At 72.5% G+C, this 18480-nt stretch carries 23 protein-coding genes, 1 tRNA gene and 1 pseudogene; 21 read left to right on the forward strand and 4 right to left on the reverse strand.

Annotation, left to right across the window (positions count from 1 at the left end):
• The 9 genes and pseudogenes from IF46_RS0131270 to IF46_RS0131305 all read left to right on the forward strand — a co-directional run.
• A pseudogene (locus IF46_RS0131270) lies at positions 1–349 on the forward strand (4Fe-4S ferredoxin); the annotation flags it as partial.
• Positions 350–594: 245 nt separating this feature from the next.
• On the forward strand, positions 595–1572 hold the full coding sequence (gene nrfD, locus IF46_RS0131275) for an NrfD/PsrC family molybdoenzyme membrane anchor subunit (protein WP_420063609.1): 978 nt from the start codon (positions 595–597) through the stop codon (positions 1570–1572).
• A 13-nt stretch (positions 1573–1585) separates the two neighbouring features.
• Positions 1586–1681, forward strand: a tRNA-Sec gene (locus IF46_RS34645).
• 23 nt (positions 1682–1704) lie between these two features.
• Positions 1705–3009: an L-seryl-tRNA(Sec) selenium transferase gene (gene selA, locus IF46_RS0131280; RefSeq protein ID WP_030492007.1), complete on the forward strand. Its 1305-nt coding sequence runs from the start codon at positions 1705–1707 to the stop codon at positions 3007–3009.
• 2 nt (positions 3010–3011) lie between these two features.
• The gene (gene selB / locus IF46_RS0131285; protein ID WP_030492008.1) at positions 3012–4781 is read left to right on the forward strand and encodes a selenocysteine-specific translation elongation factor; all 1770 of its coding nucleotides are present in this window, start codon (positions 3012–3014) and stop codon (positions 4779–4781) included.
• Positions 4782–4835: 54 nt separating this feature from the next.
• Positions 4836–5585: a hypothetical protein gene (locus tag IF46_RS0131290; RefSeq protein WP_030492009.1), complete on the forward strand. Its 750-nt coding sequence runs from the start codon at positions 4836–4838 to the stop codon at positions 5583–5585.
• 58 nt (positions 5586–5643) lie between these two features.
• Complete coding sequence (locus IF46_RS0131295) at positions 5644–5841, forward strand: hypothetical protein (RefSeq protein ID WP_030492010.1); 198 nt, start codon at positions 5644–5646, stop codon at positions 5839–5841.
• Between the two features lie 80 nt (positions 5842–5921).
• On the forward strand, positions 5922–7199 hold the full coding sequence (locus IF46_RS0131300) for a hemolysin family protein (protein WP_030492011.1): 1278 nt from the start codon (positions 5922–5924) through the stop codon (positions 7197–7199).
• Positions 7200–7273: 74 nt separating this feature from the next.
• Positions 7274–7459, forward strand: a complete 186-nt coding sequence (locus IF46_RS0131305; protein WP_030492012.1) for a hypothetical protein — start codon at positions 7274–7276, stop codon at positions 7457–7459.
• A gap of 5 nt (positions 7460–7464) precedes the next feature.
• Here IF46_RS0131305 and IF46_RS0131310 read toward each other — a convergent pair whose 3' ends face one another.
• The gene (locus IF46_RS0131310) at positions 7465–8115 is read right to left on the reverse strand and encodes a hypothetical protein (RefSeq protein ID WP_030492013.1); all 651 of its coding nucleotides are present in this window, start codon (positions 8113–8115) and stop codon (positions 7465–7467) included.
• A gap of 133 nt (positions 8116–8248) precedes the next feature.
• On the opposite strand from IF46_RS0131310, the gene IF46_RS0131315 reads away from it, so the two are divergent.
• On the forward strand, positions 8249–8452 hold the full coding sequence (locus tag IF46_RS0131315; protein ID WP_030492014.1) for a hypothetical protein: 204 nt from the start codon (positions 8249–8251) through the stop codon (positions 8450–8452).
• A 4-nt stretch (positions 8453–8456) separates the two neighbouring features.
• Here IF46_RS0131315 and IF46_RS0131320 read toward each other — a convergent pair whose 3' ends face one another.
• The 3 genes from IF46_RS0131320 to IF46_RS0131330 form a co-directional block, all read right to left on the reverse strand.
• Complete coding sequence (locus tag IF46_RS0131320; RefSeq protein WP_030492015.1) at positions 8457–8933, reverse strand: hypothetical protein; 477 nt, start codon at positions 8931–8933, stop codon at positions 8457–8459.
• Positions 8930–9142, reverse strand: coding sequence for a hypothetical protein (locus tag IF46_RS0131325; RefSeq protein ID WP_030492016.1), 213 nt, complete (start codon positions 9140–9142; stop codon positions 8930–8932). Before IF46_RS0131325 ends, IF46_RS0131320 begins: the two co-directional genes overlap by 4 nt.
• An 88-nt stretch (positions 9143–9230) precedes the next feature.
• Positions 9231–10112: a universal stress protein gene (locus IF46_RS0131330; protein ID WP_030492017.1), complete on the reverse strand. Its 882-nt coding sequence runs from the start codon at positions 10110–10112 to the stop codon at positions 9231–9233.
• Between the two features lie 116 nt (positions 10113–10228).
• Here IF46_RS0131330 and IF46_RS0131335 point away from each other — a divergent pair, with 116 nt between their 5' ends.
• From IF46_RS0131335 to IF46_RS0131385, 11 genes are all read left to right on the forward strand, one after another.
• Positions 10229–10975, forward strand: a complete 747-nt coding sequence (locus tag IF46_RS0131335; protein ID WP_030492018.1) for an SAM-dependent methyltransferase — start codon at positions 10229–10231, stop codon at positions 10973–10975.
• A 71-nt stretch (positions 10976–11046) separates the two neighbouring features.
• The gene (locus IF46_RS0131340) at positions 11047–12219 is read left to right on the forward strand and encodes a PP2C family protein-serine/threonine phosphatase (protein ID WP_030492019.1); all 1173 of its coding nucleotides are present in this window, start codon (positions 11047–11049) and stop codon (positions 12217–12219) included.
• A gap of 56 nt (positions 12220–12275) precedes the next feature.
• Positions 12276–12737 (forward strand): MarR family winged helix-turn-helix transcriptional regulator, encoded by a 462-nt coding sequence (locus IF46_RS0131345; protein WP_030492020.1) that lies wholly within the window; start codon positions 12276–12278, stop codon positions 12735–12737.
• Positions 12738–13031: 294 nt separating this feature from the next.
• A complete protein-coding gene (locus tag IF46_RS0131350) occupies positions 13032–13664 on the forward strand; it encodes a CDP-alcohol phosphatidyltransferase family protein (protein WP_030492021.1) in 633 nt (210 codons plus the stop codon).
• On the forward strand, positions 13661–14605 hold the full coding sequence (locus IF46_RS0131355; protein ID WP_030492022.1) for a DUF881 domain-containing protein: 945 nt from the start codon (positions 13661–13663) through the stop codon (positions 14603–14605). Before IF46_RS0131350 ends, IF46_RS0131355 begins: the two co-directional genes overlap by 4 nt.
• Positions 14602–14934 (forward strand): small basic family protein, encoded by a 333-nt coding sequence (locus IF46_RS0131360; protein ID WP_030327710.1) that lies wholly within the window; start codon positions 14602–14604, stop codon positions 14932–14934. The genes IF46_RS0131355 and IF46_RS0131360 overlap by 4 nt, the downstream gene beginning before the upstream one ends.
• A gap of 11 nt (positions 14935–14945) precedes the next feature.
• On the forward strand, positions 14946–15890 hold the full coding sequence (locus IF46_RS0131365) for a DUF881 domain-containing protein (RefSeq protein ID WP_030492023.1): 945 nt from the start codon (positions 14946–14948) through the stop codon (positions 15888–15890).
• Between the two features lie 61 nt (positions 15891–15951).
• Positions 15952–16332, forward strand: coding sequence for a glycine cleavage system protein GcvH (gene gcvH, locus IF46_RS0131370; protein ID WP_030492024.1), 381 nt, complete (start codon positions 15952–15954; stop codon positions 16330–16332).
• Between the two features lie 214 nt (positions 16333–16546).
• Entirely contained in the window at positions 16547–16999 is a 453-nt protein-coding gene (locus IF46_RS0131375) for an FHA domain-containing protein (RefSeq protein WP_007071101.1), read from the forward strand.
• 50 nt (positions 17000–17049) lie between these two features.
• Positions 17050–17754: a MerR family transcriptional regulator gene (locus IF46_RS0131380; RefSeq protein WP_198041577.1), complete on the forward strand. Its 705-nt coding sequence runs from the start codon at positions 17050–17052 to the stop codon at positions 17752–17754.
• Positions 17755–17939: 185 nt separating this feature from the next.
• Positions 17940–18404: a bifunctional nuclease family protein gene (locus IF46_RS0131385; RefSeq protein ID WP_030492026.1), complete on the forward strand. Its 465-nt coding sequence runs from the start codon at positions 17940–17942 to the stop codon at positions 18402–18404.
• Positions 18405–18480 lie beyond the last annotated feature (76 nt).

Consider the following 18480-nt stretch of genomic DNA (forward strand, 5'->3'; position numbering starts at 1 on the left):
TTACGACCGGTTGGGTGCGGGGATGACTCCGGCGTGCGCGCAGGCGTGCCCGACCGAGTCGATCCAGTACGGGCCCCTCGACGAGCTGCACGAACGGGCTGCCGCCCGGGTCGAGACGCTGCACCATCGGGGGGTCCCAGAGGCGCGCCTCTACGGGCATGACCCGAACGACGGTGTCGGTGGGGACGGGGCGTTCTTCCTGCTGCTCGACGAGCCCGAGGTGTACGGCCTGCCACCGGATCCGGTGGTGACCACCCGGGATCTGCCGGCCATGTGGAAACGCGCCGGCCTCGCCGCCCTGGCCATGGCGGCGGCGACCGTCGCCGCGTTCGTCGGAGGTTCCTCGTGACCCCACCCCGCCCAGTGGGCGACCGGTTCCGTCAATTCCGGGAGCGGCTCGCCGCCGAGGGCGGCGACCGACCACCGGTGAGCGACGACCGCCCCAGTACCGCGAGTGGCGCAGCGGCCACGAGCGGTGGCGACCTTCCGAACGACAGGGGCACCGCCGCCAGTAGCCGCCGGGGCGACCTGACGGTGCGGCGGAGCACCGAAGCCGGTGGCCGGCGGGGCAGGCGGCGCGGCGGTGGCGAGGAAGTGCGGGTGCCGGAGGCCGAGTTCACCTCGTACTACGGTCGGCCCATTCTGAAGGCGCCGGTCTGGAAGTGGGACATCGCCGCGTACCTGTTCACCGGCGGGCTGGCCGCCGGCTCGTCGCTGCTCGCCGCGGGTGGGCAGCTCACCGGGCGGCCCACGCTGCGGCGCGCCGGTCGGGTCACCGCGTTGGCGGCCGTCAGCGCCAGCGCTGTCTTCCTGGTCAAGGACCTGGGCCGGCCGTCGCGGTTCCACCACATGCTCCGGGTCGCCAAACCGACCTCGCCGATGTCGATGGGCACCTGGATCCTCACCGTGTACGGGCCGGCGGCGGGCGTCGCCGCGATCGCCGAGGCCGCGAAGGTGCTGCCCCGCCACGGTCTGCTCGGGCTGGCCCGGAGGGCGTTACCGCCGATCGGGCACGCCGCTGGGCTGCTCGCCGCCGGCACCGCGCCAGCGCTGGCCACGTACACCGGGGTGTTGCTGGCCGACACGGCGGTGCCGTCGTGGCATGAGGCGTACCCCGAGTTGCCGGTGATCTTCGCGGGCAGCGCGCTGGCCAGCGGCGCCGGCGTGGGTCTGCTCGCCGCGCCGCCGGCCCAGGCCGGGCCGGCCCGCCGGATGGCGGTGGCCGGCGCGGCCCTGGAGCTCTACGGCGCGCATCGGGTGGAGACCCGCCTCGGTCTGCTCAGCGAGCCCTACCGGTTGGGCCGGCCGGGTCGGTTGCTGCGTGCCGGGCGGTTGCTGACCGCCGGTGGGGTGGCGGGCGCTCTGCTGGGCCGACGCAGCCGGGTGGTCGGTGCGCTCTCCGGTGCCGCGCTGTTGGCCGCGTCGGTGCTGACCCGGTTCGGCATCTTCTACGGCGGCGTCGCCTCGGCCCGTGATCCCCGGTACACGGTGGTGCCGCAACGCGAACGGGTCGAAGCGCGGCGAAGCGCCATGGATCTTCCATCTGCTCGGGCGGACCTGCCCGCAGTGTGATCGAATGTCCGGTGGAGGCGTTCAGGCGGCTGGTGCCCCTCCCGGTCTTCAAAACCGGAGTGGTCCGGGACCCGGGCCAGGCGGGTTCGATTCCCGTCCGTCTCCGCCACACTGCTTGCAGGAGATGACGTGATGGGCGACGGCTCGGTGGACCCGCGACGCCGGGTGCCCCGCACCGACACGCTGCTCGCCGATCCGCAGCTGGTCGCGGCCACCGCGACCCTCGGCCGGGAGCAGGTCAAGGCGGTTGTCACCCGCGCGCAGGAGCGGGCCCGGCGCGGTGAGATCAACCCCGACGAGGTACGCGACGCCGCAGTCGCCGCGTTGCCCACCCCCGGCCCCCGGGTGGTGCTCAACGCCACCGGCGTCGTGCTGCACACCAACCTGGGTCGGGCGCCGTTGTCACCCGCCGCGGTCGCCGCGGTGGTGGCCGCCGCCGGCCACACCGACGTCGAGTTGGACCTGGTCACCGGCCGGCGGGCCCGTCGCGGTCGAGGCGCGCTCGACGCGCTGGCCGCCGCCGTGCCCGACGCGGGCGCCGTGCACGTCGTCAACAACGGCGCTGCCGCGCTGGTGCTGGCCGCCACCGTGTTGGCCGCCGGTCGGGAGATCGTGGTCAGCCGGGGCGAGCTGGTCGAGATCGGCGACGGTTTCCGCCTACCCGACCTGCTGGAGAGCACCGGGGCTCGGCTGCGGGAGGTGGGCACCACCAACCGCACCACCCTCGCGGACTACGCCGCCGCGCTCGGCCCGCAGACCGGCTTCGTGCTCAAGGTGCACCCGTCGAACTTCCGGGTCACGGGCTTCACCTCCGCCACCGGCGTACGGCAACTGGCCACGCTCGGGGTGCCGGTGGTCGCCGACATCGGCTCCGGCCTGCTCAGCGCGGACCCGCTGCTGCCCGACGAACCGGACGCGGCCAGCACCCTGCGCGCGGGCGCCACCCTGGTCACGGCGAGCGGCGACAAGCTACTCGGTGGTCCGCAGGCGGGGCTGCTGCTGGGCGACGCGGAACTGGTCGACCGGCTGCGTCGCCACCCGCTGGCCCGGGCGTTGCGGGTGGACAAGCTGACCCTGGCGGCGCTCGCCGCCACCCTGCACCAACCCGACACACCAACCCGCTCGGCGCTGCACGCCGACCCGGGTGCCCTGCACCGGCGGGTGGAGCGGCTCCGGGACCGGCTCGGCGCGGACGGCCGCAAGGCGGAGGTGGTGCCGGCCGTCGCCGTGGTCGGCGGGGGCGGGGCCCCCGGCGTGGAGTTGGACTCGTGGGCGCTGAGTCTGCCCGAGCGGTACGCGGCGTCGCTGCGCACCGGAGACCAGCCGGTCCTCGGCCGGGTGGTGCGGGGGCGACTCCTGCTCGACCTGCGTTGTGTGCCCGCCGACGCCGACGACGCCGTCCTGGCGGCCGTGCTGCGCGTACCCGGGGACGACTGAGCGTGTTCGTCGTCGCGACCGCCGGGCACGTCGACCACGGCAAGTCGACACTGGTCCGGGCGCTGACCGGGATGGAACCCGACCGGTGGGCCGAGGAACGCCGCCGGGGGATGACCATCGACCTGGGGTTCGCCTGGACCACGCTGCCGTCCGGCGGCACTGTCGCCTTCGTCGACGTGCCCGGGCACGAGCGGTTCGTGCCGAACATGCTCGCCGGGGTCGGCCCGGTGCCGGCAGCGTTGATCGTGGTGGCCGCCGACGAGGGCTGGATGCCGCAGTCCGCCGAGCACCTGGCCGCACTGGACGCGCTGGGTGTCGCGTACGGCCTGCTGGCGGTGACCCGCGCGGACCTGGCCGATCCGCGGCCGGCGATGGCCCGTGCTCGCGCCGAGATCGCCGCGACCAGCCTCGGCGCGGTGCCGGCGGTGCCGGTCAGTGGCCTCACCGGCGCCGGCCTGCCGCAGCTGCGGGCCGCCCTGGATCGGCTCGCCGCCCGGGTGCCCGCCCCGGTCGTGGACGACCCGGTCCGGCTCTGGGTCGACCGCAGCTTCACTGTGCGGGGCAGTGGCACCGTCGTCACCGGCACTCTCGGCGCGGGCCGGCTGCGGGTGGGCGACGAGTTGGAGCTGGCCGGCACCGACGAACCGGTCCGGGTCCGGGGCCTGCACTGCCTGGGCGAGGCCCGGCCGGAGGCGGCGGCGGTCGCCCGGGTGGCGGTCAACCTGCGCGGTACGCCCCGTGACCGGCTCGGCCGGGGCGACGCGCTGCTCACCCCGGGCCGGTTTCACCACACCGACCTCGTCGACGTTCGGCTCGCTGGCGACCCGGCCGCCGACCTGCCGGCCACCCTCACCCTGCATGTCGGTTCGGCGGCGGTGCCGGTACGGGTGCGTCCGCTCGGCCCGGACACGGTCCGGCTGCGGCTGGCCCGCCCGCTGCCGTTGCTGGTGGGCGACCGGGCGCTGCTGCGGGACCCGGGCCGCCACCACGTCAGCGGCGGGGTGCGGGTGCTGGACGTGGCACCCCCACCGCTCGCCCGACGGGGTGCGGCTGCCGCCCGCGCGCAGGTCCTCGCCGCGCTCGACGGTCGACCGGACCTGGCGGGGGAGCTGCGCCGCCGCCGGCTGATCCGGGCCGGTGCGTTGATTCGGATGGGCGTGCCGGTGCACGACGGGCCGGCGTACGCCGAGCCGGTGGCCGGTGACTGGCTGGCCGACCCCGCGCACTGGCGGCGGCTTCGCGACCAGGTGACCGAGGAGGTCGCCCGGCACGCGCGGGAGCACCCGTTGGAGCCCGGGATGCCGGTGGACGCGTTGCGCCAACGCCTCGCCCTACCCGACCGGGTGCTGGTCGAGGCGCTGGTCCGACCGCCGCTGCGGATCCACGCCGGTAGGGTCGGTGCGGCCGGCGCGGACGCGCTGCCCGAGGCGGTGGCCCGGGCCGTGCAGCGGGTCCGCGTCGAGTACGGCGACCGGCCGTTTCGTGCCCCCGAAGCCGACCGCCTCGTCGACCTCGGTCTGGGCCCCCGGGAGATCGGCGCCGCGGTGCGTGCCGGCGCCCTGCTGCGGTTGGCCGACAACGTGGTGTTGCTGCCCGACGCGCTCGACGACGCGGTGCGGGTGTTGGCCGGGCTGCCGCAGCCGTTCACCCTGTCGGCGGCCCGGCAGGCGTTGGACACCACCCGCCGGGTGGCGGTGCCCCTGCTGGAGTTGCTGGACCGGCGCGGCGCGACCCGACGGCTGCCCGACGACGCCCGGATCGTCGTGTCCTGAGAGCGCAAGCCCTCCGGGGCTGACAGGGTGGCGTCGGGATGCGACGGTGGGCTGATGGTCGAGGTGATGGCGTCCCGGTCGCGGCCGTTGGGCGGCCGGTGGCGGGAGGTCGTCCCGGCGGCGCTGCGCTGGGGACTGCCGCTGCTCTGGGTGCTGTGGGTGCCGCTGGCGTGGTGGGTGGAGCCGCGCGAGTCGACCGAGGCCCAGCTCGACCGCGATCTCGCGACTGGGCAGGTGGTGGCCTTCCAGCGGGCGTCCGGCTGGGCCGACGACGGTGCGTACTGGGGCAGCCGGCCTCGGCCGCAGTATGCGACGAACGGCGGGATGCTCGTCTGGACCGTGTCGAACGGCCAGAGCCGGTACATCTTCGGCGCACAGCCCGCCTCGGAGTCGTACCTCGCCGCGCCAGACCCGTCGGCGGGCGCCGAGCCGAGCTGGCGGGACGCCCAGCTCACCGCTATTTCCGGCGCGGGGCCCGCGGACGGTGGCCTCGCGCACCGGATCGGGAACGTCGCGGCTCTGCTCGCTGGCGTGCTGACCGTGCTCTGGCTGGGCCGGTTGATCGGCGGTGCGCCGCCGCTGGTCGGCACCCGGTGGTTCTGGTTCTGGGTCGGGCTCCTGCCGTTCGGGGTGGGTGTGCTGGCCTGGACCTACCGGGAGCTGTGGAGACCGCCGCCGGTGCCGGTGCTCGGCCGTGGCTCGGGATGGCGTGGTCTCGGCTGGCTGATCCTCGCCGCAGTCGGGATCAGCCTCCTGGTGTCCGTTGCCCGCATCGTGTTCGGAACGACGGTGGTGCCGGGCTGAGCCGCCGGTGCTGGGCCAACCGGCCCCCCGGCCGGCGGTGGTCACCTACGGTGACGCCATGGACCCTTCGGCGGTCTGGCGGGACCGGCAGCACAAGTGGCGGATAGAGGCGTACCGCGCGCCGGACCTGCGTTTCGCCATCTACGCCACCAACGGCCCGACCGAGTCGGTGCCGCTGTGGTTGTTCGGGATGTCGGCGCTGGCCCGCTGGTTGATGACCCACTCCATCTCGCTGGACGACCTGGAGGTCGACTGAGCGGTGGCGCGGGCGCAAACCGAACCCGCGGTGCGCCCCGCTGCGGTTGAGTGACCTGAGGCGGCGGACGGGGGTACGCGATGGGCGGTCAGCTCGGGCAGTTGGCGCTGGTGGCCGTGCTGGTGCTGGTCAACGCCGCGCTCTCCGGCAGTGAGATGGCGTTGGTGACGCTGCGCGAGGGGCAGTTGCGGCGGTTGGGCCGGCGTAGCCGCGCCGGCGACCGGTTGGTGCAGCTGTCGCGTGATCCGAACCGTTACCTGGCGACGATTCAGCTCGGCATCACCCTGGCGGGGTTTCTCGCCTCGGCGGCGGCTGCGGTGTCGTTGGCCTCTCCGCTGGTCGGCCCGTTGGGTTTCCTCGGCGGGGCGGCGCGTCCCGCCGCGGTGCTGCTGGTGACCGTGCTGCTGACGTTCGTCACGCTGGTGTTCGGGGAGTTGGCCCCGAAGCGGCTGGCCATGCAGCGGGCCGAGCGGTGGGCGTTGCTCAGCGCCGCCCCGCTGGATCTGCTGGCCCGGGTGTCCCGGCCGGCGGTGTGGCTGCTCAGCCGGGCCACCGACGCGGTCGTGCGGCTCGCCGGCGGTGACCCGCAGGCCAACCGGGAGGAGATGACCGAGGAGGAGTTGCGGGAGATGCTGGCCAGCCAGCGTGGCCTGTCGGCCCAGCAGCGGGAGATCCTGACCGGCGCGTTCGACATCGCCGGCCGGACGCTGCGGGAGATCCTGGTGGCCCGGCGGGAGGTGACGACGTTGCCGGCCAGTCTGAGCGCCGACGAGGGAGTTCGGCGGCTCGCCGCCGCCGGGCGGTCCCGCGCTCCGGTGACCGGTCCCGGTGGCTTGGACGAGGTGCTCGGCGTGGTGCACATCCGCGACCTGGTGCGGGCCGGGACCGCCCCGGTGGGCGAGCGGGTTCGCGCACCGCTGCTGCTGCCGGTGACCCTGCTGGTCGCCGACGCGATGCGTCAGCTGCGCCAGGAGCATCAGCAACTGGCCCTGGTCGTCGACGAGCACGGGGGCATCGACGGGATGGTGACCATGGAGGATCTGCTGGCCGAGGTCGTCGGCGAGCTGTACGACGAGACCGACCGCGACGTGCGCGGGGTCGTTCGGGAAGCGGACGGGTCCCTGCTGGTGCCCGGTGACTTTCCGCTGCACGACCTGCCCGACCTGGGGGTGCGGTTGAGCTTCCCGTTGTCCCGGGACTACACGACGGTGGCGGGTCTGGTGCTGGCCCGGCTACGGCACCTGCCGGAGGGCCCGGGTGAGACCGTGCGTCTGCCCGGGTTGACCCTGCAGGTGGTGGAGGTCGCCGACCGGGCGGTGCGCCGGGTGCGGCTCTGTGGGTTCGTGGCCGAGCGCTGAGGAGGTCGCCCGGAAGGGTGACAAAATGCCTAAATCGATCCCCGGGCGGACTCGCCCCGCCTACGGTGCCAGACGTGAAGGACCGAGGGTTTCGTACGTTCGTCACGGTGCTGGCCGGCCTCGCGGTGATCTACTTCGGCAGTGCCGGCCGCAGCCCCGAGGAGGGCCGTGGCATCTCCGGCGGGGTGGTGGTCCTCGCGCTGCTCGCCGCGCTGCTGGTCTGGCACCTGACCCGTCCGGGGGACAAGACGGTCAAGTGAGCGCCTCAGCGGGCGGCGACGCGGGTGACCTCACCGGCGGACTCCTCACCCAACGCCACACGCACCAGCGCTGAGGCGAGCCGGCCGAAGTCCGGTTCGTCGACGAGACCGGCGAGGCGGTCCGGAGAGCCCGGCAGACCCAGCCGCTTCGCCCCGGCCAGGGCCCGACGGTCGGCGTACGGGCGCAGATCCGCCCAGACCGACTGCGCCTCGCGCAGGTAGATGTCCGCCCCGGTGGGGCCGATGCCGGGGAACTCGGTGAGCCGTCGCCGCAGCCCGGCGAGGTCGCCTGGAGCCTCCCGGTGCAGTCGCCGCAGGTCTCCGTGCCAGCGATCCAGACAGAGTCGGGCGCCGGTGCCGAGCATGGTGGCGGTCCGCTCGTCGTAGCGGCGGTAGTGGCCCCGGCCCAGCGCGTCGACGCGGTCCTGCCAACTGGCCGCCTCCATCGCCTGCGGCGTGCGGTAGCCCGCGGCGAACAGCTCCCGCGCGGCGTCCACCGCCACGCACGCCCGGATCCGGGTGCTCAACAGGGTGGTCAGCACCAGCAACTGGTACAGCGGCCCGGGCCGGTCGGAGAGCCGGATCCCGGCCTCCTCGGCGTAGGTGCGGCCACGCCGGTCGAGGAGGACCCGCACCACCGTTCGATCATTGCCCACACCGACCGGGTACCCACTTGCGGACCCGCTAGCCGTCGCACCGGTGCCCGTGGCCGGAATGCGACAGGTGCGGGCGGGTATGCCGGCGGTGGAGGCGGTCGATGCCGCCTGCCGAATCGGAGGGAGACACCCCGTGACGAACCCGCAGCAGCCGGAGTTGCGCCGCAACGCACTGGGCGCGACCAGCCAGGACAACAAGGGCCCCGCCCCGGGCGGGCACCCGGCCAACCGTGGCACGTCGCGTGGCGACGAGGGTCGACCGGTGCCCAAGGGGCAGGTGTCGCCCTACGGCCCGGCCGGTGAGCCGGTGGCCGAGGACGACAGCGACACCCGCTGACCAGCTAGCGACTGCGACCTGACGGCCGCCGCAACCTGTTCCAGGTGGCGGCGGCCGTCAGCCCGTACGCGAGGTGCGGAATGATGTCGGAGATCCAGTCCGAGCGTCGCCACGTACGCGGGTCGCTGATCCCGAGCACCGTGATCGACCCGTCGGTCATCGTCATGACACCCGCGCCGAGCAGGCCGGTGGCGATTGGCAGAGGCTGCCGCCGACCACCGGCGTAGAGTGCGAACGCGACGCCCGCGGCGATGCCCAGCCCGTAGCCGATCAACGGCCCGAGGCCCGAGCGGCGGTTCGCCGCCCGGGCCCCGGTGCCCAAGTCCACGTGCGCGATCCCGGCCAGCCGATCGACGGTCTCCTGCGGCACGTCGCTCTCCGGCCGTGCCCGCAGCGCCATGTCGAGGTAGCTGACCACGTTCAGTGCGGTGCTGCCGACGGCGCCCGCGATCGCGCCGTCGGCCACGTCGACCCTCCTCACTTCGGGTCGCCCGGTTCGCGCTCGCCCTTCGGACCGTACGTGCGGTCGCCGCGCACCACGCCACGTTGGCCGCGATCCTCCTGGAGGATCCGGTTGGCGACCTGATTGGCCTTGCCGTCGGGTACCCGGCGTCCGGAGTCGTCGATCGCGTTACGCAACCGCGCCCGCTGCTTGTCGTACGCGTTACTGCCCGGCCGTGGTCCTGGCATCTGCCGCCTCCTTGGTCGGTCTGGGGTATCTGCTGCCATCGGCGTACGGCGGCCGTCTACCCGTCTGGCGACGGGCCAACCCCGGGTCCTACCGGGGCGGGCGGACCACGGCGACCGGGCACTGCGCGTGGTGCAGCATCGACTGGCTCACCGACCCCAGCAGCAACCCGGTCACCTCGCCGTGCCCTCGCCCACCGACGACCGCCAGCTGGGCCGAGCGGGACGCCTCGGCGAGCACACTGCCTGCTCGGCCGCGTACCGCCCGGCAGGTCAACCGCAGACCCCGATGCTGCTCGGTGAGCCCTCTCAGCCACCCGGCGAGCATCCGCTCCTGCTCGCCGTGCAGCTTCGCCTCGTCGTACACCAGGGGTTGCATGTCGCCCGGACCGCTGCTGCCCGGATGCCGGTAGGCGTGCATCGCGACCAGCGGCACACCGCGCGACACGGCGGTCTCGGCGGCGAAGTCGGCCGCCATCCGGGAGGCATCCGAACCGTCCACCGCGACCAGCACCGGCTCGTCGGGGCGTTGCGCGCCGCGCGCCACCAACACCGGGCAATCGGCATACGCGGCGACCTGCACCGCGACCGAGCCGACCACCAGCGCGGAGAAGCCACCCAGCCCGCGGTCGCCGAGCACGATGAGCGCGGCGGTGGGCGACTCGCCCACCAGCACAGCGGCGGCCTCACCGTCGATGATCTCGCCGGAGATCGACAAGCCCGGGCTGGTCGCCTCGGCCTCGGCGACCGCAGCCTGGACCAGCTCCTCGGCCCGGTGACGCAACCCGCCGCCGGGCGGCGCGTCCGGAGCGGGGGAGACCGGCACGTGCAGCAGCGGCCAGATGAAGCCGTGCACGATCCGCAGTGGCCGGTGCCGCCTCGCCGCCTCGGTGGCGGCGAGGCGGACGGCCCGCAGCGCCGGCTCCGAGCCGTCGACGCCGACCACCACCGCCGCGTTGTTCGCCGAGTTCACCGCCCACCTCCGCTCGCGGCCAGTATCGCCGGCCCGCACGCCCCCGCGCCGCGATACCGCGCAGTGCTCCCCGGTCGGTACGCTGGCGACGACCAGCCGGAGAGGGAGCGTCGCCGATGGGTGAACCAGACCAGCCGAGCACCGCTCGCATGATCGACTTCTGGCTGGGCGGGCAGCATCACTTCCCCGTCGACGTGGCCGCCGCGAGCGCGTTCGAGCAGGCGTACGGGCCGTGCGCGCCGGTGTTCCGCGAGCTGCGGGCGTTCCTGGGCCGGGCGGTGCGGGCCATGGCCGCCCACGGCATGGACGGTTTCCTGGTGTTCGGCGCTGGGGTGCCGACGATGGGCAACGTGCACGAGGTCGCCCCCGACGCGACAGTGCTCTACACCGACGTCGACCCGGTCACCATCCGGCTGGGGCAGAGCATCCTGGCCGGCAGCGACCGGGCCGGCTACGGCTTCGGCGACGCGACCGACATCGGCACCGTCGACCCGGCGCAGCTGCACCGTTTCGTGCCGGGGTGGGGTCGGCGGCCGGTCGGGGTGGTCTTCCTCGGGTTGGCCGCGTTCCTCGACGACGACACGCTGACGCGTACTCTCGACGAGCTGTACTCCGCCGCGGCGCCGGGCAGCCTGCTCGCGGTGGACTTCGACACCGAGGAGTTGGCGGGCCACCCGCAGGCGCTGGCGATGATGGGGCCGCAGTTCCGGATGCGCGCACCGGTGGCGTTCGCGCCTCTGCTGGGTCGGTGGACGCCGACGGCGGACGGGATCGTCCCGATCGCCGAGTGGCGGCCCGAGGGCCCGCCGGCGCAGGTGCCCGACGCGTTCCATGGCGTGCTCGCGACCCGCGTGGGTGATTGACCGCGCGGATCAACCATCCGGGGGCGTCCGTATGATGCTTGCCGTATAGCAAGCTTCTGGGGAGGACGACCATGGTTGACGCGCCGGACGTGGTGTCGCGCGCGTTGCGCGAGGCCCCGCCCGACCAGTTGGCAGAGGCGGCGGACCGGGCCATCCGGTCGACGATGGGCGCGCTGCGCACCGATGTCTTCGTCGCCGACTACCGGATCAGCGGGCTCTGGCCGGTGCTGGATCCGGACCTGCCGGCGGCCGGGTTCCTGGCCTGCCACACCATGGCGCAGCGCTGCTTCAGCAGCCAGCTTCCGGTCCGCGACGGCAAGGGTCCCTGCCGGTTCTACCTGCCGTTGACGGTGTGGGGAGAGCGGCTGGGTGTGCTGCTGATCGAGCTGCCGGCCGTACCGAACGCAGCGGTCACCGGTCGCGCGACCGACATTGCCGGCGCCCTGGCGGTGGCGATGCGCGCGGCGGACCGGGAGACCGACCGTTACCGGCGGGCCCGCCGCCGTGAGCGGCTGACGATGGCCGCCGAGATGCAGTGGGACCTGCTGCCCGGTCGCGGTGTGTCGCACCACGCGTTCGATCTGGCAGGTCAACTCGAACCGGCGTACACGGTCGGTGGCGACCACTTCGACTGGTCCCTGGATGGCGACCGCCTCACCGTCACGGCGCTCAACGGCGAGGGCAGCGGTCTGGCCGCGTCCATGTTGACCGCCGTGACGGTCAACGCGATGCGCAACGCGCGTCGCTCCGGTGGCGGCCTGGTGGAGCAGGCCGAGCTGGCCTCGGACACGGTCTTCTACCAACACCGGGGCGCCCGGTACGTGGCCACTCTGCTGTTGGAGGTGGACACTCGCACCGGCCGGGTGCGGGCAGTCGACGCGGGCTCCCCGCATCTGCTGCGGATGCGTGGGTCCGTGGTGGAGCCGTTGAAACTGGACCAGCAGTTGCCGCTGGGCATGTTCGCCGAGACCCGCTACGAGTTGCAGGAGTTGCGACTCGAGCCGGGCGACCGCCTCTTCGTGGTCAGCGACGGGGTGTGGGCGGCCGAGCCGGCGGGCCAGGAGGCGTACGGGCAGCGGGCGATGGTTCGATCCCTGCGCGCCACGCGGCTGCAGCCGCCGGCCGAGGCGGTTGGTACGGTGATGCGCGAACTGCACGCCTACCACGCGGACTCCGATCTGCGCGATGACGCCGTCGTGGTCTGCCTCGACTGGCACGGCCCGCGTACGCAGGGCACGGGGTGAGGTTCGCCGCCGCGATGCCGGGCGGGCACCAGCGCGACGACGGCAGGGGACATCAGGTGGAGCGACCTGCGGATCTCGCCGCGGCGATCGACGCGGCCGCCGAGACGCTGATCGCCGTACTCGACTCGGCCGCGGCGCGGCACCAGGTGCCGCCTACCCAGCTGCGAGTGCTCACGCTGATCAGCGCTCGACCGGAGACCAACGTCAACGGGTTGGCGGAGCTGCTGGAGGTCGTGCCCTCCTCGGCGAGTCGCCTGTGCGACCGGCTGGAGGCGACCGGGCTGTTGCGCCGGGTGCCTGATCCGCGCGACCGGCGTGAGGTGCGACTGGTGCCGACCGCCGCCGCGCTGACCCTGCTGAGGGAGTTGGCCGAGCGGCGGCAGCGCGCGGTGCAGGCCGTACTGGATCGGATGCCGGCGCGGACGCAGCACGATCTGTTGCTGGCGCTTGCCTCGTTCGCTCGGGCGGCGACGTCGGTGCCCGAGCAGCAGACCGATCCCGCCGTCCAGACGGCCTGATCGTCGCACCCTCCTCCACCACTATCCTAGGACGCTCTACGCGTGGTGACCCACGCCACAGGGCGGCACAGCCGCACCGACAGCCGACGACGGCGACCGGCCAGCGAGAGGAAGCCCGATATAGTGGCAGCGCACCTACCCGGCCCGCGATCATCGAGATCGCGGGCCGCATCAGGGGAAGGGGCCCCGCCCGGGGCCGTAGGGAAGCGCCGGCGGTGGCCGGCCCGACAGCGCGTACGACCCGCAGCCGCGCCCGGCGTCGGCCGGGGGCCCGCGTGCCGTGGAGGAGGATCGGTGTCGCGTCGGCCGGCTCGGGCAGAACAACCGCCGGGCATCGGTGACGAGGCTCCCGGCGACCAGGTGCTCACCCTGCCCAACCTGATCAGCTTCGGGCGGTTGCTGGGCGTGCCGCTCTTCCTCTACCTGTTCCTGGTGGCGCGGGCCGACGTGGCGGCGGTCGTCGTACTGGCCATCGGCGGCACCACCGACTGGGTCGACGGCTGGATCGCCCGCCGCCTGCACCAGGTGAGCCGCCTGGGCGAGCTGCTCGACCCGCTCGCCGACCGGCTCTACATCCTCGCCACCCTGGTCGCCTTCACCGCGCGGGAGGTGGTGCCGTGGCAGTTCACCGCGGCGCTACTGGCCCGTGAGTTGCTCCTGCTCGCCTCACTGGCGGTGCTGCGTCGCTACGGGTACGGGCCGCCGCCGGTGCACTACGTGGGTAAGACCGCCACGTTCCTGCTGCTCGCGGCGTTCCCGGTGCTGCTGTTGGCCAGCGCGGCGACCGACGTGGCGACGGCGGCGAGCGCCATCGGTTGGGCGTTGGCCTGGTGGGGGCTGGTGCTCTACTGGGTGGCTGGCGGGATGTACGTCGTACAGGCGGCCCGGCTGGTGCGCGCGGCGCGCGGCCCGGGAGCGGCGGCGTGAGCGCGCCGCAGCTCGGCAAACCCGGCCAGGATCGGGTGTACGCGCCGGACTTCCTCACCGAGCTGTTTCGCAACCCGCTGGATCCGGGGTACGCGGACGCGGCCGCCGCCCGTCGACGGGCGGCGGAGTCCGGTCCGGCGCTGCGGTGGCGGGCCTGGCCGACGCGCTCGGTCAGCCTGGTCGTGGTGGTGATGCTCGGTTTCCTGTTCGCGGTCGCGTACCGGCAGACGATGGCGGACGAGCCGGGGCGCAGCCAGGCCCGCTCGGGTCTGGTGGCGCAGATCAAGGAACGGGAGAGCCAGACGGACCGGTTGTCCACGCGCGCGGACCAACTGCGCGAGGAGGTCAGTCGGCAGCGCGACGCGGCGTTGAGCGGGTCGGCCGCGGCCCGGTTGCGCAACCTGGAGGCGAGCACCGGGCTGGGTCGGGTGCGCGGCGATGGTGTGGTGGTGCGGTTGGCGGACGCGCCGAACAACGCGGACGCGGTGACCGGGGCCGGCGCGGGGCCGCCGCGGGTGCTCTACAGCGACCTGCAGGGGGTGGCGAACGCGTTGTGGAGTGCCGGCGCGGAGGCGATTGCCATCAACGGGCAGCGGTTGACGTCGACGTCGACGATCCGGTCGGCGGGTGAGGCGATGCTTGTGGATTTCCGGCCGGTGACCGGGCCGTACGAGGTGTCGGCGATTGGGCCGGGTTCGATGCGGCGCAAGTTCGAGGACAGCCGTAACGCGGCGCTGATGCGTAAGGTCGCGCAGGGGACCGGGTTGTCGTTCGGTGTGCGGGAGTCGGATGACCTCACCCTGCCGGCGGCGCCGGAGCCGCAGCTACGCTACGCCAAGCCGTCGGTCAGTCCGAGCCCTTCCGCGTCGGGTGTCCGGTCCGGCAGTCCCGGGTCGTCCGGTCCGGCGATGACTGTTAGCCCCTCCGGAGGTGGCCGATGATCGCGGTGTTGGCGTTGCTCGCCGGTGTGGTGCTGGGCGTGTGGCTTGATCCCACGGTGCCGGCGGCGTTGCAGCCGTACCTGCCGATCGCGGTGGTGGCCGCGTTGGACGCGGTGTTCGGTGGGGTGCGGGCCCGGTTGGACCGCATCTTCGACGACAAGCAGTTCGTGGTGTCGTTCATCTCGAATGTGCTGGTCGCTGGTCTGATCGTGTATCTGGGTGACCAGTTGGGGGTGGGTGGGCAGTTGTCCACCGGTGTGGTCGTTGTGCTGGGTGTGCGTATCTTCGGCAATGTGGCGGCGATCCGTCGGCACCTGTTCCGGGCGTAGGTTGGGTTGCGATGAGTGACGAGCAGACCGACACGGGGACGGGGTGGCCGCAGCCGGCGGGTCCGGTGCGGCCGGGTGGGCCGGCGGGTGAGCCGGATCCGCGGCCGGATGCGCCGGATCCGGATGAGTTGAGTCCGTTGGCGCCGCAGGGGCCGGCGGAGCCCGAGCCCGAGCCGTCGGATGATGAGCCGGGCGTGGAGCCGGTCGACGACGGTGCGACGGTGGACCTGAGCGCGGTGTCGCCGGTGGTGGCTGGTCGGTCCCGGTGGAGTACGGCCGGGGTGATGATCGCGGCGTTGCTGGCGTTGTTGGGGTTCACGTTGGTCGTGCAGTTGAAGACGACGTCGACGGACCCGACGTTGGGTGCGACGCGGCAGGAGGACCTGGTCCGGATCCTGTCGGATCTGGATGCGCGGGAGAACCGCCTGCAGCAGGACATCCGGGCTCTGGAGGACAGTCAGCGGCAGTTGCGCTCGGGTGAGCAGGGTCGTCAGGCGGCGTTGGATGAGGCGACGCGGCGGGCGGACGAGCTGGGCATCCTGGCGGGGACGTTGCCGGCGGTGGGTCCGGGGTTGACGGTGCAGTTCGACGCCGGTGTCAAGCCGATCTCGGCGAACCGGGTGTTGGACGCGGTGCAGGAGTTGCGGGGTGCGGGCGCGGAGGCGATGCAGATCTCCGGTGGGGATCGGTCGACGGTGCGGGTCATCGCGTCGACGTATTTCCTCGATGGGGACAACGGGTCGTTGATGGTGGAGGGGCGTCGGATGACGGGGCCGTACACGATCACGGTGATCGGTGATCCGGCGACGATGCGTACGGCGTTGAACATTCCTGGTGGGGTGGTGGCGTCGGTCCGGGGTGACGGCGGTAACGTGACGTTTGGGGAGCGTGAGGTTGCCGAGGTTTCGGCGCTGCACGTGCCGATCAAGTTGGAACACGCCCGTCCGGTCTCCTGACCGGCGCGGGGCGCGCCGGACCCGGGTGGTCCGGGGCACCGATGGATGAAGGACGCGTCTGGTGATTCCCGAGGATCTGCGATACACCGCCGAGCATGAGTGGGTGGCGGGTGACGGCACGGCTTCGGTCCGGGTCGGCATCACGCACTTCGCGCAGGACGCGCTGGGTGACATCGTGTACGTGCAGTTGCCCGAGGCTGGTGCGGTGGTCGCGGCAGGTGACTCGTTGGGTGAGATCGAGTCGACCAAGAGTGTGTCGGAGATCTACGCCCCGGTGGCCGGCACGGTTGCGGCGCGCAACGAGGCGTTGGCTGACACGCCTGAGCTGATCAACACTGATCCGTACGGTGAGGGTTGGTTGGTGGAGATCACGCCGAATGATCCGACGGCGACGGATGGGTTGCTGACGGCGGCCGCGTATCAGAAGATCACCGAAGGCTGAGTGTGCTTGATCCGGTGCGTGGGATGTCTGCGCGCGTCCGGTTGCCCTGCATTTCGGCGCTGGCTAGGCTCGCCCAGTCGACCGAGAACCCAATAGTTGAGCGTTGCGGAATTGCCTTCCCGGGCACGGGGAGCCAGCCGCCGGGTGTTCAAGTGCCCGGCGGCCAGACCCGCCATTACCCGACGCCGACCGAACAGATCCGTGAGGTGGTCCCATGACGCGGCCAGACGACGAGTTCCCCCCACTCGACGTCACTTCGACGCTCAATCTCGGTTCGCTCGACGAAGTGCTGGAGGGGCCGGATACCGATGTGGTGCCGAGCCGGATGTCCGGTTCGTTGCCGCCGGGTATGGCGCTGCTGGTGGTTCGTCGAGGCCCGAATGCGGGTGCCCGGTTCTTGTTGGACCACGATGTGACGACCAGTGGCCGGCACCCGGACAGTGACATCTTCCTGGATGACGTGACGGTGTCGCGTCGGCATGCGGAGTTCCACCGTGATGGTGGCACGTTCACGGTGCGCGACGTGGGTAGCCTCAATGGCACGTACGTCAATCGTGAGCGGGTTGAGGCGGCCACGTTGAGCAATGGTGACGAGGTCCAGATCGGTAAGTTCCGAGTGGTGTTCATCGCCGGTCCGCGCCCGGAGGAGGAGGCCGGCCGGGGGTGAACGAGCCTGCGGCCTCCACGTCACCCGGGGCGGCCCGGTCTCAGCCGCTGATGAGCATCGGCGAGGTGCTTGGGCAGTTGCGGGTGGATTTCCCGGACACCACGATTTCGAAGCTGCGGTTTCTTGAGGCCGAGGGTTTGGTCGAGCCGCAGCGGACGGCGGCGGGTTACCGGAAGTACAGCTGGGACGATGTGGCGCGGTTGCGGTTCGTGTTGACCGCGCAGCGGGACAAGTACCTGCCGTTGCGGGTGATCCGTGAGCAGTTGGCCCAGTGGGATTCGTCTGGTGATGAGCAGCCGGGGCGGTCGCGGCCGGCGTTGGTGGCGGTTGGTCCTGATGGTGCGGTGCCGGGTCGTGAGTTGGCGGAGCCGGCCGAGTCGTCGCAGGTGCGGCTCGGCCGGGTCGATCTGGTGGCGCGTAGTGGGATCGACGAGTCGACGTTGGTGGAGTTGGAGCGGCTCGGTGTGTTGGTGTCGGATCCGCCTGGGTGGTATGACGCGGATGCTTTGATCATCGCGTCGGCGGTGGCGGGGTTGGCGTCGTACGGGTTGGAGCCGCGGCACCTGCGGGGTTATCGGACGGCGGCGGACCGGGAGGTCGGTTTGTTCGCGCAGTTGGTGGCGCCGTTGGCGCGGCAGAGTGATCCGGCGGCGCGGGCGCGGGCGGCGGAGACAGCGCGTGAGTTGGTGGCGTTGTCGGAGCAGTTGCACGCGGCGTTGGTGCGGGTGGGTCTGCGTTCGACGTTGGGTCGGTGAGGGTGCCCGGCGGGTGGCGGCTGAGCGGAAAGATCTCTTCGGGGAAGCGTGCCGTAGGCTTGCCGGGGTAACCCCTTTTCGGCGCGGGCGTGGTGCTGTAGCGCATGGGACGGCCGTGTCGCGGTCCGTGTACCGTGCAGGGAAGGGCGCGGTGCGGCGTAGGTGACAACGACACGGAGGCGGCGGTGCGCGAGCTGAGCGTGGTCGGAGTTCGGGTGGAGCTGCCCAGCAACCAGCCGATCGTCCTGCTCAGGGAGGTCGAGGGGGACCGCTACCTGCCGATCTGGATCGGTGCGGTCGAGGCGACGGCTATCGCTTATGAGCAGCAGGGGGTCAAGCCGGCCCGGCCGTTGACGCATGATCTTCTGCGGGATGTGTTGGCGGCGTTGAAGGCGCCCTTGCAGGCGGTGGAGATCACCGAGCTGAAGGAGAACGTCTTCTACGCGGATCTGTTGATCGGCGACGGAGTGCGGGTGTCGGCGCGGCCGAGCGATTCGATCGCGTTGGCGTTGCGTGTCGGTGCCCCGATTCGTTGTGCTGAGCAGGTCCTCAGCGAGGCGGGGATCGTCATTCCTGATGAGCAGGAGGACGAGGTGGAGAAGTTCCGCGAGTTCCTGGACCAGGTGCGTCCGGAGGATTTCGCGGGCTGAGCGGGCTCGTGGCTCGGTGCCGGGGTGTCACGGTGGGTGATGCTCCGGTGCGGTTGGTGATCTTTCTCGGTGGCTG

The organism is Micromonospora chokoriensis (genome assembly GCF_000718555.1).
Classification (GTDB): domain Bacteria; phylum Actinomycetota; class Actinomycetes; order Mycobacteriales; family Micromonosporaceae; genus Micromonospora; species Micromonospora chokoriensis_B.

Bases quoted from the DNA above. Each gene is read 5' to 3' on its own strand.
- IF46_RS0131340 (WP_030492019.1), top strand. From the start codon at position 11,047: ATGGTTGACGCGCCGGACGTGGTGTCGCGCGCGTTGCGCGAGGCCCCG.
- IF46_RS0131380 (WP_198041577.1), top strand. From the start codon at position 17,050: ATGAGCATCGGCGAGGTGCTTGGGCAGTTGCGGGTGGATTTCCCGGAC.
- IF46_RS0131335 (WP_030492018.1), top strand. From the start codon at position 10,229: ATGGGTGAACCAGACCAGCCGAGCACCGCTCGCATGATCGACTTCTGG.
- IF46_RS0131375 (WP_007071101.1), top strand. From the start codon at position 16,547: ATGACGCGGCCAGACGACGAGTTCCCCCCACTCGACGTCACTTCGACG.
- IF46_RS0131295 (WP_030492010.1), top strand. From the start codon at position 5,644: ATGGACCCTTCGGCGGTCTGGCGGGACCGGCAGCACAAGTGGCGGATA.
- IF46_RS0131325 (WP_030492016.1), bottom strand. From the start codon at position 9,142: ATGCCAGGACCACGGCCGGGCAGTAACGCGTACGACAAGCAGCGGGCG.
- IF46_RS0131290 (WP_030492009.1), top strand. From the start codon at position 4,836: ATGGTCGAGGTGATGGCGTCCCGGTCGCGGCCGTTGGGCGGCCGGTGG.
- IF46_RS0131365 (WP_030492023.1), top strand. From the start codon at position 14,946: ATGAGTGACGAGCAGACCGACACGGGGACGGGGTGGCCGCAGCCGGCG.
- selA (WP_030492007.1), top strand. From the start codon at position 1,705: ATGGGCGACGGCTCGGTGGACCCGCGACGCCGGGTGCCCCGCACCGAC.
- IF46_RS0131300 (WP_030492011.1), top strand. From the start codon at position 5,922: ATGGGCGGTCAGCTCGGGCAGTTGGCGCTGGTGGCCGTGCTGGTGCTG.
- IF46_RS0131360 (WP_030327710.1), top strand. From the start codon at position 14,602: ATGATCGCGGTGTTGGCGTTGCTCGCCGGTGTGGTGCTGGGCGTGTGG.